This is a genomic window from Sulfitobacter sp., assembly GCF_036960155.1.
Lineage (GTDB): Bacteria > Pseudomonadota > Alphaproteobacteria > Rhodobacterales > Rhodobacteraceae > Sulfitobacter.
Map to the genome: position 1 here is coordinate 106,748 of NZ_JBALWB010000007.1, position 15,110 is coordinate 121,857.

General features: G+C 54.9%; 11 protein-coding genes. 2 read left to right on the forward strand and 9 right to left on the reverse strand.

Features of this window, described 5'->3' with window-relative positions; genetic code table 11:
- The first annotated feature begins 31 nt into the window (after positions 1–31).
- Positions 32–2,500, forward strand: coding sequence for a penicillin acylase family protein (locus V7775_RS15730; RefSeq protein WP_335752857.1), 2,469 nt, complete (start codon positions 32–34; stop codon positions 2,498–2,500).
- Complete coding sequence (locus V7775_RS15735) at positions 2,497–3,063, forward strand: pseudouridine synthase (protein ID WP_335752858.1); 567 nt, start codon at positions 2,497–2,499, stop codon at positions 3,061–3,063. Before V7775_RS15730 ends, V7775_RS15735 begins: the two co-directional genes overlap by 4 nt.
- Positions 3,064–3,072: 9 nt before the next feature.
- Here the strand turns inward: V7775_RS15735 and hflX are convergent, their stop codons facing one another.
- The 9 genes from hflX to dusB form a co-directional block, all read right to left on the reverse strand.
- A complete protein-coding gene (gene hflX, locus V7775_RS15740) occupies positions 3,073–4,371 on the reverse strand; it encodes a GTPase HflX (protein WP_335752859.1) in 1,299 nt (432 codons plus the stop codon).
- A complete protein-coding gene (hfq, locus tag V7775_RS15745) occupies positions 4,368–4,607 on the reverse strand; it encodes an RNA chaperone Hfq (RefSeq protein WP_007119530.1) in 240 nt (79 codons plus the stop codon). Before hfq ends, hflX begins: the two co-directional genes overlap by 4 nt.
- A gap of 123 nt (positions 4,608–4,730) precedes the next feature.
- Entirely contained in the window at positions 4,731–6,260 is a 1,530-nt protein-coding gene (locus tag V7775_RS15750) for a TrkH family potassium uptake protein (RefSeq protein WP_443070137.1), read from the reverse strand.
- Positions 6,261–6,272: 12 nt separating this feature from the next.
- On the reverse strand, positions 6,273–7,649 hold the full coding sequence (gene trkA, locus V7775_RS15755) for a Trk system potassium transporter TrkA (RefSeq protein ID WP_335752860.1): 1,377 nt from the start codon (positions 7,647–7,649) through the stop codon (positions 6,273–6,275).
- 165 nt (positions 7,650–7,814) lie between these two features.
- Positions 7,815–9,209 (reverse strand): nitrogen assimilation response regulator NtrX, encoded by a 1,395-nt coding sequence (gene ntrX, locus V7775_RS15760; RefSeq protein WP_335752861.1) that lies wholly within the window; start codon positions 9,207–9,209, stop codon positions 7,815–7,817.
- On the reverse strand, positions 9,202–11,370 hold the full coding sequence (locus V7775_RS15765; protein ID WP_335752960.1) for a sensor histidine kinase NtrY-like: 2,169 nt from the start codon (positions 11,368–11,370) through the stop codon (positions 9,202–9,204). The genes ntrX and V7775_RS15765 overlap by 8 nt, the downstream gene beginning before the upstream one ends.
- Positions 11,371–11,544: 174 nt before the next feature.
- A complete protein-coding gene (locus tag V7775_RS15770; protein ID WP_335752862.1) occupies positions 11,545–12,912 on the reverse strand; it encodes a sigma-54 dependent transcriptional regulator in 1,368 nt (455 codons plus the stop codon).
- 3 nt (positions 12,913–12,915) lie between these two features.
- Positions 12,916–14,058 carry a two-component system sensor histidine kinase NtrB gene (locus V7775_RS15775; RefSeq protein WP_335752863.1) on the reverse strand — a complete coding sequence of 381 codons (1,143 nt, stop codon included), beginning with the start codon at positions 14,056–14,058 and terminating at the stop codon, positions 12,916–12,918.
- On the reverse strand, positions 14,055–15,032 hold the full coding sequence (dusB, locus tag V7775_RS15780; protein WP_335752864.1) for a tRNA dihydrouridine synthase DusB: 978 nt from the start codon (positions 15,030–15,032) through the stop codon (positions 14,055–14,057). Before dusB ends, V7775_RS15775 begins: the two co-directional genes overlap by 4 nt.
- Between the last annotated feature and the right edge of the window lie 78 nt (positions 15,033–15,110).

Genomic DNA, 15,110 nt, shown 5'->3' on the forward strand with positions numbered 1-15,110 from the left:
TGTAGGTTAGGCGTTTTCGGAGGGTTATTACATGGCATTAGTATTTCGCTGGCTTATTCGTCTGGCCGCAGCCCTTTTGGTCTTTAGCGTAGTGGTTGTGAGCCTGATTTACTGGCTAGCCTCACGGTCATTGCCCGATTACAACGCCGAAATCGAAGTGCCCAACCTTGAGCGTCCCGTAGAGATCGTGCGTGATAACGCGAACGTGCCCCATATCTTTGGAGCACAGGATGAAGACGTGTTCTTTGGCCTAGGGTTTGCCCATGCCCAAGACCGTTTGTGGCAGATGACCACCATGCGCAGAACCGCGCAGGGGCGATTGTCAGAGGTGTTTGGCGCAAGCACGCTGGATGTTGATAAACTGATGCGTCGCTTTGATATCTATGCGCTTTCTGTGGCATCAATGGAGGCACTGGACCCAACCACACAGAATGCGCTGCGTGCTTATTCCTCTGGTGTGAATGCCCGACTGGATCAAATCAACGCTGACGCATTGGGGCGCGGTGCGCCTGAAATGTTCATATTCAATGCACCGATGGCGCCGTGGCGACCAGCCGACAGTATCGCCATTGTGAAACTTATGGGCATGCAGTTGTCGGGCCATTTGGATGCCGAAGTGCTGCGCGCGCGCGTCTCCCTTGCGCTGCCCGATGAGGCCCGCATCCGCGACATCCTACCGGACGCCCCCGGTACAGGCGTAGCGGCTTTGCCCAAATATGCAGGCCTGTTTCCAACCGCGCAGCGGTTCGCTGAGACGATGCCATATGAACCCCATCCACTGTCCCCATTTAAACGTACTGCCCTTGCGGGAGCATCGAATGCTTGGGCTGCGGCCCCTTCCCGTTCTGCATCTGGCGGAACCTTGCTGGCCAATGATCCGCATTTGGGGTTCACGGCCCCCTCGATCTGGTATCTTGCGCGGCTGGAATTGCAGACTGGTGGCGTGATTGGTGCGACCATTCCTGGTGTACCTGCAATCCTTACAGGGCGATCTGCCGATCTGGGTTGGGGGCTGACGTCCTCCTATCTGGATGACCAAGACCTATATGTCGAAGAGTTAAACCCCGCAAACCGCGAAGAATATCGCACGCCGGATGGTTTCAAAAAATTCCGCACGCGGGCCTCTATCATCAATGTCAAAGACCTTGATCCCGTCACCTTGACGTTGCGGTGGACGGACAATGGCCCCGTTCTGCCCGGTAGCCACTATAATCTCGCCAGTGTGACGCCCCCCGGCCATGTGGCATCGGTGAATTGGACGGTGCTTAGCCAACGTGATACGACGCTTCAGGCCGCGATAGAGCTGATGCGTGCCAAGACCGTTAGCGAAGGGATTGCCGCGGCAGAGAAATTCACCGCCCCATCCCAGAACCTTACGTTGGTGGACCATACAACGATAGCGATGAAAACCATCGGAGCGGTGCCAAAACGCGATCCTATGCACCAAAGCAAAGGCCGTATGCCCAGCCCCGGATGGATCGCAACCAACCGCTGGCAAGGCACGATGCCATATGCATCTAACCCCGGATTTGTGGCACCGGCCGGTGGCATCCTAGGGAATACAAACAACAAAATGGTTGAGCGCCCCTTTCCCAACCACATTTCATACCTTTGGGGTGATACGCAGCGCATTCAACGCTGGCAGCGTTTGATGCAAGGCCGTCAGGTGCATACCAGAGACAGCTTTATCGAGGCGCAACTGGACACTGTCAGCTATACCGCCCGCTCGCTGTTACCCCTTATTGGGTCTGAACTGTGGTTCACTGGCGAAGCTGCTCCTGCTGGCACACCCGAAGCACTGCGCCAACGTGCGCTGACTTTGTTGGCAGGTTGGTCCGGTGAGATGAACGAACATCTGCCCGAACCCCTGATCTATGCCACATGGTTGCGCATGCTCCAAGACAGACTAGTGCGCGATGAGTTGGGACCACTGACATCAGAATTCAACCACGTCGAACCCCTGTTCATCGAACGGGTTTTCCGCAATGTCGGAGGTGCATCAGCATGGTGTGACGTATTTCAGTCGGCACCTTTAGAAACCTGTGCAGATATGGCCCGCTTGGCATTAGATGACGCACTCCTGCAAATCTCTCAAAGATACGGCACCGCGCTCGAATCTTTGCGGTGGGGGGATGCGCACCAAGCAACCCATGACCACCCAGTGTTAGGATCAATGCCCGTATTGCGGTATTTTGTGAACATCCGTCAAAGCACCTCAGGGGGAGATCACACATTGATGCGCGGCCTGACAAAAGGCACAGACCCCGATCCGTTCCAAAACGTACACGGAGCAGGATACCGCGGCGTGTATGATTTTGCCGATCCTGACAGTTCGGTGTTTATCTCTTCTACAGGGCAATCAGGGCATTTCCTGTCACGCCATTACGATGATCTAGCCCAGCTGTGGCGGCGCGGAGAATACATCCCCATGTCGCTAGACCAAGACCTTGCGCGGGCCGCCGCCGTGGGTGTCACCCTTTTGATCCCGCAAGCACCATGAGCAACCGCGTCATCATATTCAACAAACCCTATGGGGTTTTGTCGCAGTTCACCGATAAGGGCAGCGAAGGATCGCCGCGCCCGACCCTATCGGGTTTCATCGATGAAAAAGGGTTTTACCCAGCAGGCCGTTTGGACCGTGACAGCGAAGGGTTGATGGTCTTGACCGATCACGGCCCGCTTCAGGCGCGGATATCCAACCCCAAATACAAGCTGGAAAAGACCTATCTGGTTCAGGTTGAGGGCACACCCGACGCACAAGCGTTGGAGGCATTGCGCAAAGGCGTCAGCCTTAAGGACGGCATGACAAGACCTGCGCGGGTTGAGCAAACCGACCCACCCGAAGATCTATGGCCGCGTGATCCGCCTGTGCGTTTTCGCAAATCCGTACCAGATGAGTGGCTGCGCATTACAATTTCGGAAGGGCGTAACCGCCAAGTGCGCCGCATGACGGCCCATGTTGGCCTGCCGACGCTGCGGTTGATCCGAATTCAGGTTGGGGATTGGGGACTGAACAAGCTGCGCCCAGGCGTTTGGCGGTTTGCATCTGCTACTGGCGCATAAGCGTCTGAGTTAAAGCCGCTGGTAGGCGGCTTCAACATCAGCAGACCAACGAACTGTCAGCTCAAAACCTTCTTCGGTTTGGTTTTCATTCACAACGATATCTTGTGAAAACAGCCACGCCCGTTTGCGCCCCTCTGAAAAGCCAAGCGTTAAATCAGCCACGCGCATCGCGCCTTGCAACGTGGTGGCCACAATTTCTTGAAGCGTTTCAAGGCCCTCACCCGTAATCGCAGAAATAGCAATCACGCCATCATCGCGAGCAGCACGTTCGCGCATGGCCTCGGCCGCTTCTTCGGGCAGCAGATCAAGCTTGTTCCACACTTCAAAACTGCGGGTCTCTTCGGGCACACCAAGGGATGTCATGATGTCGCGCACATTGCGCGCTTGCTCTTCAGTCCCCGCATGGGACACATCACGTACATGCAAGATGATGTCTGCTGCCAGCACTTCTTCAAGCGTGGCGCGGAACGATGCAACCAATTCGGTTGGAAGGTCAGATATAAATCCAACCGTGTCACTTAGAATGATTTCTGGACCATCCAACAGCTCAAGACTGCGCATGGTCGGATCAAGTGTCGCAAAAAGCATATCCTTCACCAAGACATTCGCGCCTGTCAACTTGTTGAACAGCGTCGATTTTCCGGCGTTTGTATAGCCAACAAGTGCGACAATTGGATAAGGTATCTTGGCCCGTGCCGCGCGGTGTAGCGCGCGAGTTTTGACCACTTTGTCCAACTGACGACGCAACCGAACAAGTTGCTCGTCAATGGCGCGGCGGTCCGACTCGATCTGCGTTTCACCCGGGCCACCAACAAATCCTAAACCGCCACGCTGGCGTTCTAGGTGGGTCCAAGCGCGCACAAGGCGGGTCCGTTGATAGTTCAAAGCGGCCATCTCGACCTGCAGCACGCCTTCGCGGGTTGCAGCGCGGTCACTGAAGATCTCGAGAATCAGACCCGTACGGTCCAACAGTTTTACATCCCACGCTTTTTCAAGGTTGCGTTGCTGAACGGGCGTGACAGGACCGTCTACCAGAACAAGCTCAACCTCGTTGTCGTGCAACAGGACGCCTATTTCTTTGATTTTGCCCGATCCAAACAGATGGCCTGCGTTCACAGTACGCAATGGCACAATGTCAGAACCAACGACCTCTAGGTTTGGCAGGGCTTCGGCCAATGCAATAGCTTCTGCCAAAGCAGGTGCGGAATCCCGCCGAGAATTGTTATTTTTGATGTCAGGGTGAAGGACCCACGCACGCGTCTGCGCAGGGCCGTCGGTTTCATCTACCTGGAACTGTTCTTTACTCAAGAAGCGTCTTCGCCCTCATATAAGCTGATCGGCTGGCTCGGCATAATTGTCGAAATCGCATGTTTATAAACAAGTTGCGATTGACCATCGCGGCGCAGCAGAACGCAGAAGTTGTCAAACCAGGTTATAACACCCTGTAGTTTAACACCATTAATCAAAAAGATTGTGACCGGTACTTTGGTCTTACGCACGTGATTCAGGAACGCATCCTGAAGGTTCTGTCTGTCAGACGCCATAGTTTGATCTCTCATTATTCTTATTTTTTGCCGCAGTCGGCGATAATATTTTAAGTATGTAGTGCCCTTGGGGAAGTTTCCACCCCCAAAACAGGCAATTGCACTGTGTCGTGCGGTGCCGTGTCAGCTGCGCCACAGATCAGGTGTAAGCAGTGCAATGATAGCGAGGGTTTCGAGGCGCCCCAAAACCATAGCACCAGCCAGAATAGCCTTAGCGGCATCTGTGAGCGACATCAGCGCAATAGGACCTTCACCGCCCATTTCAGTTAGTGGGCCCGTGGTGGAAAGGGCCGCAATCGCCAATACAAGTGCCTCGTCAAAGGGGACATCAACAAACGTCAACGCAAGGGTAACAGCGGCAAACGCCAAGGCAAAAAGCATAAAGAATATCCATGCAATAAAGGCCCCACCCGATTGAAGCCGCCTGCCCGCGATCCCTGCCCCAGAAACGGAGTTAGGATGCACCAGTTGTTCCATTTCGCGCACGCCATTGCGATACAGCGCAAACACGCGCAGCAGCTTTACGCCGCCTGCTGTCGTGGCCACGCCGCCCCCCACCAACGCGAGCCCCATCAAAATCAGGCCCGGCGTGCCCAAACCTGACCAGCTTTGTGTCTCGCTCCAGTATTCGGACACAAACCCAGTTGTGGACAGAAAGGACACTACCGTAAATACCGACCCCCAAAATGCTTTGATCGCCCCTGTGATAGTTTCGCCATTGTCGAGCTCAATCGCGCCAAAGAAGTGGCGGGCAAACAACACCGATGGCACCAGCAAGATAATCCCAAGGCCAATCCGAAATTCAGGGTCGGTAGATAACCCACCTTGAGTTGCGGTCATTGTATCCGATGAAAATGTGAGCCGAGACAGCGCAAAGAGCATGAACATTGCCATAACTATTTCGGCAATGATGCCTCCTGATGCGGGGTCACCGCCGGCTGTTATGCCAGATGTCGCCATAACAGACATGGCATGACACAGCGCATCAAGGGGCTCCTGTCCCGCAAACACCAACAGGACCCATAACAGCAGCGTCAGCCCGCTATAAAGCGGCCCAAGCGTATCAAGTGCGCGCTTAATCCGCTCACGCGGCGCAAGCGGTGCAGTGCTATACATGCCCGTTTCACGCCGACCTGGTTCAGCCTGCGCTGTCACCTCAAACCCGCCCAAATTTAACGGCGCAAGGATCGCAACAGCGGCCACCCACATCAACAAACCGCCCATCCATCCGACCTGCGCGCGCCACAAATGTAATGTCGGGCTAAGGCGTGTTGGGTCCTCAAACAGCGTGGCACCTGTGGTGGTCAGCGCACTCAGCATTTCGAAATAGGCGTTGAAAAATCTCGTTGTCGGTAATGCTTCGACAAATGGAATTGCAAAAACGACAGGCAGAAACACAAATGCCGAAAAGAGCGATAACAATGGCCCCAACGCGCCTTCACGCGGGGCGCGCCCTGCATGGGCCATTCCAATCAGCAGAAACGTCACAACACCCAGTAAACCTGCGTAAAAAAATGCCTGACTAGGCCCATGCGCGTCTGTCGCCAGCGCATATCCCGCAGGGACCAGCATCGACGCCGTGCCAATGCCAAACATCAGCAAAAACAGCGGCAGCTGCGTCAAATCACGACTGAGTTTATTCGGACGGCGCACAGCGGCCCCTTTTTAGAAAAAGTCGATGGAGACTTGCATCAGCTGTTCAAGCTGAGCAACATCTTTGGTCAGCACGAAGACGGCAATCACATCACCCTCATCAATGCGGGTATCGCCCATGGGGCGGATTATTTTGTCACCCTTACGCACGGCTCCTACCAATGCGCCTTCGGGAAAATCAATCTCGTTGATCCTTTTACCAGCAATTGGTGAGGTCGAAAGGACCTCTGCCTCGATCACTTCGGCCTCGGCATCCCCAATGGAATAGACCGCGCGCACACGTCCATGGCGGATGTGGCGCAGAATGGAGCTCACGGTTGTGGAGCGCGGATTGATATAGGCATCAATGCCCAATGGCTGCATCAGAGGGACCAATGTTGGGTCATTGATCAGCGCAATCACATACGGGCACCCTTCGGCTTTGGCGCGCACACAGGCCAGCATGTTGGTTTTGTCATCATCGGTGATGGCCAGCATCGCATCGGCACGTTTGATCCCCGCCTCTGCCAATAAGGCCGCATCCAACCCGTCCCCATTCAGGACGATTGTACGCTCCAGCGCTTCGGCAGCGCGCTCTGCACAGTGGCGGTTTTTCTCAATGACCTTGGCGCGGATACGCTTTGCACGTTTCTCTAGCGTCAGGGCAACCGACAGGCCAACATTTCCGCCGCCCACCAAAACAACGCGGTCTTGGTTTGAGGATTTTTTGCCAAAGATCTCCATCGCACGCGAAATATCATTGCGGTGCACAAAGATGTAGGCATCATCCCCCGCAAACAACTGGTCTTTTGGTTCTGGCGCAAACAATCTGCCATCACGGCGCACCCCAACGACAACAGCACGTAGGGTTGAAAACAGATCGGTCAATTGGCGCAAGGGCGTATTCAGCACGGGGCTGTCTTCGTCCAGCGTGATCCCCATTAGTTGGGCATCGCCGTCCATAAATATCTCAGTATCAAAGGCAGCGGGTGCCGCAAGCCGTTGCAGCGCCGCCGCGGCGACTTCGCGTTCAGGGCTGATCACTACGTCAATTGGCATGTGTTCACGGCGGTAAAGATCGGAATAAATCGCATCCAGATACGACTGGGACCGCAGGCGCGCGATCTTGCGGTTTATCCCAAATACCGAATGCGCAACCTGACAGGTCACCATGTTCACTTCGTCGGAATGGGTTGCGGCAATAATCATGTCCGCGTCGCGTGCGCCTGCGCGGTCCAACACATCCGGATAACTGGCAAATCCAGCAACGCCCTGCACGTCCAGCGTATCCGTGGCGCGCCGAACCAAATCAGCGTTGTTGTCTACTACCGTAACGTCGTTGCGCTCCCCCGACAGGTGGCGCGCAATCTGCCAACCCACTTGGCCTGCACCGCAAATGATAACTTTCATGATTTGGAAATCCCCTGCTGCGTAGGCTGTGCGCGTTGCACCGCCGACACGCCTGTGCCTGATTGGACCTAGAAATGTCAGAACAGGCCGATGGGGTCAATTCAAATGTAGGTTTTCGCGCAGGCCTTAACCGCTTAAGCGATCTGCCTGCGCTGCTGATCCATCCTAGTCGTCTACATGGGCAACGCGCGTGCCCGACTTAGCCGATGTGACCACACCCAAACTTTTGAGCTTGCGGTGAAGTGCCGACCGTTCCATCCCAACAAAATTTGCCGTTCGGCTGATGTTACCGCCAAAGCGGTTGATCTGCGTCAGAAGATACTCACGTTCAAACGCTTCGCGGGCTTCGCGCAGCGGCAGGCTGGCCATCGAACCGGATAGAACAACGCGACCCTCTTCTTCGCTGTGGTCTTCTTCGCCGGGCAATTCGCGCGCCTCAATAGGTGCGTTCCCTTCGCCTAGGATCAATACGCGTTCAACCATGTTTTTGAGCTGGCGCACGTTGCCCGGCCAGATCATCGTTTGCATCAAGGCCTGCGCGTCATCTGTCACTTCCCGCTGTGGCAATCCTTGGGTGGTGTTGAATTCTTCGATGAAATGAGAGGCCAGTAGCGGGATATCTTCACGGCGTTCCGCCAGTGAGGGCACGGCAATTGGAACAACATTGAGGCGGTGATACAGTTCTTCGCGGAATGTATCTGCTGCAATTTCCTCTAACAAGTCTTTGTTTGTGCTGGATATAACGCGCAGATCGACGCGCACCTTGTCATTGCCGCCAACACGCGTGAATTGTTGATCAACTAAAACGCGCAAGATCTTGGACTGAGTTCCAAGTGGCATATCAGCCACTTCGTCAAAATAGACAACACCGCCGTGCCCTTGTTCCAACAGCCCCGGTTCAACGCCGCGCTCAGGTGTTTCGCGGCCAAACAAGACCTCTTCCATCCGGTCAGGTGCAACGCCTGCGCAATTGACCGTGATAAACGGGCCCGATGCACGGTTTGAATTGGAATGGATGTAGCGGGCAGCAACTTCCTTACCAGCACCAGCAGGACCCGTGAGCATGACACGTCCGTTGGATTTAGTGACTTTATCCAACTGGCTCACCAATGTGCGGAACGCACCGGAATTGCCGATCATCTCGGTGTTGGAGCTGTCTTTACGTTTCAGGTTCAAGTTTTCGCGGCGCAGACGTGAGGTTTCCATCGCGCGGCGGATCACAACCATCAACTGGTCAATATTAAAGGGCTTTTCGATAAAATCATATGCGCCCTGCTTGATCGCAGCGACTGCAATTTCAACGTTACCGTGGCCAGAAATGATCACCACAGGTACATCAGGATTGTCGCGTTTGACGGTCTTGAGGATATCGATCCCGTCCATCTTGCTGTCTTTCAGCCAGATATCGAGGATCATCAGCGCGGGCGGCTCTGTATTTACAGCCGCCATCGCATCATCAGAGTTACCGGCAAGCCGCGTGGCAAACCCTTCATCCTCCAAAATATCCGAAATCAGTTCGCGAATGTCGCGCTCATCATCCACAATCAGAATGTCAGTCATGGTCTTGCTCCTCATTGCCCGCATTTATGTTTGCCCCCAATGGCAGCGTAATTTCTGCCATGGCACCAAAGTGGTTCTGCCCCTCGAAAATGGGGGCGTCTGAAAGGATTAGGCTTCCGCCGTGTTCCTCAATAATTTTCTTAACGATCGGTAAGCCAAGGCCAGTGCCTTCGCTGCGTGTAGTTACGTAGGGTTCAAACAGGCGCGCACGATCTTCGGGCAGCCCTATTCCATTGTCCGCAATGGTGATCTGCGCGGATGTGCCATCGCTCGTCAGACTAACATGGACCTGCGGGAGCAACCCATCAGGGGCCCCTTTTTCGCGAAGGGTATCGATAGCCTCACCTGCGTTTTTGATTAGATTTGTTAACGCCTGTGTAATCATAGTCCCGTCTATCAGCGCGGGGAGTTCTTCGGATGGGACATCAGATATGAGTTTTATGTCCGGTCTTCCGGTTTTTTGTAACAACACCGAATCGCGCACCAAACGGGTCAGATCTTGGGGTTTGCGCTCGGGTTCTGGCATGCGGGCAAATTTGGAGAACTCATCCACAATCCGGCGTAAATCACCCGTCTGGCGGATAATCACATCTGTCATCTGCTCTAGGCTGTCACTGTCTTCGCCCAGCTTGGGTGCGAATTTGCGCTTGATCCGCTCCGCACTCAATTGGATCGGCGTAAGCGGGTTTTTGATCTCATGGGCGATACGGCGCGCCACATCTCCCCACGCGGCCAGTCGCTGCGCGCTGACCAGATCGGTCACATCATCAAAGGCTACAACGTAGCCCTCAAGGCGTCCGTCATCCGTGCGCCGTGTCGCCATACGCACCAACAGGTTTTCCATCCGGCCTTGGCGCGACACCTTAATGTCTTGCTGTGTGGACTCCGTCGAGGTGGTTGTAAGCGTCTCATAAAGAGGTCCAAATTCAGGCACCGCAACCGCAAGGGCAAGCGACTGCTGGTCTTCTTCCCAGTCCAAAAGGCGCATTGCAGAGCGGTTCACAAAGGTTACGCGCCCTTCGGGATCAAGGCCAACAACGCCAGAGGTGACCGAACTGAGCACTGAATCAAACAGCCGACGACGGCGTTCAATCTGACGGGTATTATCGAGCAGCGTGTTGCGCTGCCCCTTGAGCTGCTTGGTCATCTGGTTGAAATAGCGCCCCAACATCGCAATCTCATCATCACCGTCATCTTCGCGAACTTGGACATCTAGGTCTCCGCCGCCTACGCGCTGCGCTGCGCCCGTCAATCGACCAACTGGGCCAGAGAGACGTTCAGCAAACCACAGCCCCAGCCAAACCGCGGCTAGAATAATGATCACCGCAAAGGCCAGATACAAAAGGCCAAATTCAAACAACATCCGGCCGCGTTCGCTTTCGAGCTGTTGATAGAGGCGAATGGTTTCTTGGGTTTCATCCAACAGGCTCAGGATTTCGCCATCTACCTCGCGCGTGACATACAAGAACCGATCTACAAAGGAATTGAGCCGCACCAAGGCGCGCAACTCATTATTATCCCAATCCTCAATAATGCGGACGTCACTGCCGCTTGCATCGGCGATTTCTTCGGCTGTTGGGGCATCAAAATCAAACAGATAGGAACGATCACCTCGGGCCCTGATCTCACCTGTCCCGTCAATCATATAGGCTTCGCGCAGACCTCGTTGCACTTGGCGTTGCCCCTCGCCGACCAGCTCACTGTCGCTAAGGCGTGTGCCATTATCGCGTGCGCGATCAATGCTGCGTGCAAGGGCGATTGCATCATCGCGCAGGCCTTCGCGTTCTTCTCCAGCGTAGGCCTCGGCAGCAAGTAGAGAGTTGCCAACCACAACGCGTACACGTTCGGAAAACCAGCCCTCGATCCCGACATTGATGGTCAGCACGGCAAACACCGCAACCGAGACCGTGGGTATCAACGCCATCAGCGCAAACACGCCCGTCAATCGCAGGTGCAGCCGTGATCCTGCCGATTTAGCCCGTCGAGCCGAGATTAGACGCGCCACCTGTGCCAACACCAACGCGGTCAGCACCAGAATATACACCAGATCAAGCAGTAGAATCAGACGCAGGAAATTTGTACTGCCTTGATCCAACGGACCGAGCGCAAGATAGGTCGCAAGCGCCAACAATGGGCCCAATACAACCAGACCGAGCGTCATCAATGTGCGCACACGTCTTAGCCGTCGCCAACGCGACAGCCTAGAAAGACCAGAATTTAGTGTCCGGGATACCACGAATGGATCCTCACCTGATGTGGTGCCACCGCACCGTACCGCCATATTTTGTGGTCCTAACCAGGGATGTCCCTCGATGGCCACGCTTATGTGACAGTTTTACATCATTTTTCGACCGCGTGTAACCTCTATTTCGAGGTCAGTGATTTTCTTTCTCAAGGTATTTCGGTTAATTCCCAAAAGTTCGGCACATTTCGCCTGATTTCCTGACGTCGCGGCCAAAGCCACCTCAAGCAACGGTGCCTCTACCTCACGTAGAATCCGCTGATACAGTCCTGGGGGCGGTAACATGTTACCATGCAGTTCAAAATACCGCCGGATGTGGCGTTCAACACTGGCACCAAGTTTTTCACCGCTGCCAGTGGCACGTGTGGGTTCTGGCCCCGGCAGTGCGCCTACAACTTGACCTGCTTCAGCAGCAGTGATTTCCATTGCCCTGCTCGTTAGCGAAAGCTGGCGCATGGCGTGCTCTAACTGGCGCACATTGCCGGGCCACGTGTAGTTTGCAAAAATCTTGGCGGCCCCTTCGGACAACGCATGCGGCGCACCCGTTCCGGCATCGGCCTTTTCAAGAAAATGAGAGGCCAACAAAGGGATATCCTCTACGCGATCCCGCAATGCAGGCACATGTAACGTGGCCCCTGACAGGCGGTAATACACGTCACGGCGCATATTGTTTTTGGCGTCTTCCGCCCCAAGGTCGGTCTGCGACGTTGCGATGAAACGCGGCTGGTTATCAGTTTGTGTATCCATCATCCGCGCGATGCGGGCCTGAACCTCAGCTGAGATATCGCCAATTTCGTCTATCAACAAAGTGCCACCGCGCACACGCGCCATAACCCGTGCAGGCCCTTCAATGTCGCGCAGATCTGCCTCTGTGACAGTCACAAAGGGCAGCGATCGGCGATCCGAGAGGTCATGAATTGCGCGCGCGATCAGGGATTTCCCTGTTCCGCTTTCGCCCCAGATCAGCACAGGTAAATCCGCATTCATCACACGCGCAATGACACGGTAAAGTGCCTGCATAACGGCCGTTTTGCCCACCATGGGCAGATCATCTTCGTCTTTATCGCTGCTCGTCTCAATAGCGCGGCGCGGCGCGCCTACCCGTTCAAGCGCACGCGCAGTGCGTTTCATCAAATCTGGCAGGTCAAACGGTTTAGGCAGATAATCATATGCCTGTGCCTCGGCAGCCTTAATAGCTGTCATGATCGTGTTCTGCGCCGAGATCACAATTACAGGAAGATCGGGGCGGTCTTGGGCAATCTTTGGCAACATCTCAAGCCCGTTTCCGTCGGGCATGATAACGTCGGTGATGACCACATCGCCTTTGCCCTCGGCCACCCAACGCATCAACGTCGTCAGGCTGGAGGTAGCATGTACCTTGCAACCAGCGCGCGTGAGCGCCTGTGTCAAAACCGTGCGAATGGTGCGATCGTCATCGGCGACCAGAACTGTGCCATCCATTGCTTAACTCCTATTTTCAGGCCGCTTGCCTGATATCTTATTGTTTTCTTCTTTTGCATCTGCCCGAGGCAGCGAGATGCGAAATGCCGTACGTCCGGGCGCTGACGTGACTGATATCCAGCCGTCATGTTCGGATATGATTTTGCTCACCAACGCGAGGCCAAGCCCCGTGCCGTTTTCACGACCAGAGACAAAGGGATCAAACACATCACCCGCAATTGCCTCAGGGAGGCCGGGACCATCATCGATCACCTCGATCTGGAGCGGCAATGGGACACCGTGCCCATCTGCACGGCGCAACCGAAAGGAATGTTCGTAATAACTGTGCAAGCGGATCGTACCGCCGCCTTCGCCTGCTGCCTCGGACGCGTTTTTGATAAGGTTCAAAACCACCTGCAAAAGCTGATCCTTGTCGCCCCAAGCTAAGGGCAAGGACGGGTCATAATCTTCAACGATGCGCATCTGCGCGCCAAACCCCAGCAGCGCAGAGCGGCGCGCGCGGTCTAATACATCGTGCAAGTTAACAGCACCGCGTTCAGGAAGGGTAAGATTGCCAAATTGCTCTACCTGTTCCAGCAGTTTTACGATGCGGCGGCTTTCAGCCACAATCAGATCCGTGAGTTCAAGATCGTCCTTGGACAGGTTCATGCTCAACAATTGAGCGGCCCCTGTAATGCCTGCCAGCGGGTTTTTGATCTCATGCGCCAGCATTTCAGCCATGCCAATCGCGGATTTTGCTGCAGATTTGACCGACTGGTTCTGCGTCATGCGACCCGACAACTCACGCGGTGAGATCATCAGGATCATGACACCTTCAGCGCCTGACAGCGGCGCAATCTGAAGCTGTGATTGCAACGGAGCGCGCTGCCCACTGCCCACATCCACGTCATTTACAAACAGCGTAGATTGGGAAACCCGTGCCCGTAAAAATGCTTCTTCCAGGGGCGCATCAACAGCGATCATGTCCCAAACGGGTGTACCGCAAACACTTTTGGCCGAGGCATTTAGGAACCCTTCGGCGGCGGCGTTGATATCTAGGATCACATCATCAGGACCAACCAAAACCGTCGGAACAGGCAGCGACGCCCATAGGGTACGCTCATCCACGCACAAAGGTGATTTGGTGTTCTTTTCTGGTATACTCATGCGGCAACATCCCAATGACTAGGATCAAGTGCTGCAGGTAAAAGGATCATTGTCTCTTCGACACTGCGCGCGGTCAGGACACCGCGGCGAAAGTCATCTGGCGTCTGAACGTGGTCCATGTACCACCCTAGATGTTTGCGCGCGACACGCAGTCCAATTTTTGTGCCGTAAAATTTTTGCATTTCATCATAATGCCCCATCGCCATGTCAACGAAATCGCGCCCCTGTGGTACTTGTGGCGCAGGCGTGCCGTAGATGTCATGTGCAATTTGCGCCAACAACCAAGGCTGGCCCTGAACGCCGCGCCCAATCATCACACCTTGTGCGCCGGATTGTTCCAGCGCCATCCGCGCCGTGGCCGTATCAAGGATATCGCCATTTGCTACTACCGGGATGTCGACAGTATCAACAACACCTCGGATGGCGGCCCAATCCGCACTGCCATTGTAAAACTGGCAACGCGTGCGCCCGTGAATGGTGATCATCTGGATGCCTGCCGCCTCGGCACGGCGCGCAATCTCAGGGGCGTTCAGCATATCATCGTCCCAGCCCAGTCGCGTCTTGAGGGTTACAGGCACTTCAACGGCACCCACCACAGCCTCAATCAAACGCAATGCGTGATCCGGTGTCTTCATCAAGGCAGATCCGGATGCCCCCTGTGTGACCTTCTTGGCCGGACAGCCCATATTGATATCGATGATCCGCGCGCCTTGCGCTTCAATCATTTTGGCTGCTTCGATCATTGGCGCAGCTTCACGGCCAGCAATCTGGACTGATGTACCTTCTACCCCGATGCCCAGCTCCGCTTTTTCACGGGTTCCGGGACGTTTCGTGAGCCATTCATTGGATGCGATCATTTCAGACACAACCAACCCAGCACCAAACCGCGCAACAAGGTTGCGATAGGGTAAATCCGTAATACCAGCCATCGGGGCCAGAAAAACAGGCGGGGTTAGATCCAGAGGGAAACTCATATCAGACCGTGCTTAATCCTTGTGCGAGTGTTTTTGGAATAGAGCAACCCAATCGAATGCACAATGAATACAGTGCCA

Bases quoted from the DNA above. Each gene is read 5' to 3' on its own strand.
- V7775_RS15775 (WP_335752863.1), bottom strand. From the start codon at position 14,058: ATGAGTATACCAGAAAAGAACACCAAATCACCTTTGTGCGTGGATGAG.
- V7775_RS15770 (WP_335752862.1), bottom strand. From the start codon at position 12,912: ATGGATGGCACAGTTCTGGTCGCCGATGACGATCGCACCATTCGCACG.
- V7775_RS15765 (WP_335752960.1), bottom strand. From the start codon at position 11,370: ATGACGCTCGGTCTGGTTGTATTGGGCCCATTGTTGGCGCTTGCGACC.
- ntrX (WP_335752861.1), bottom strand. From the start codon at position 9,209: ATGACTGACATTCTGATTGTGGATGATGAGCGCGACATTCGCGAACTG.
- hfq (WP_007119530.1), bottom strand. From the start codon at position 4,607: ATGGCGTCTGACAGACAGAACCTTCAGGATGCGTTCCTGAATCACGTG.
- V7775_RS15730 (WP_335752857.1), top strand. From the start codon at position 32: ATGGCATTAGTATTTCGCTGGCTTATTCGTCTGGCCGCAGCCCTTTTG.
- dusB (WP_335752864.1), bottom strand. From the start codon at position 15,032: ATGAGTTTCCCTCTGGATCTAACCCCGCCTGTTTTTCTGGCCCCGATG.
- trkA (WP_335752860.1), bottom strand. From the start codon at position 7,649: ATGAAAGTTATCATTTGCGGTGCAGGCCAAGTGGGTTGGCAGATTGCG.
- V7775_RS15735 (WP_335752858.1), top strand. From the start codon at position 2,497: ATGAGCAACCGCGTCATCATATTCAACAAACCCTATGGGGTTTTGTCG.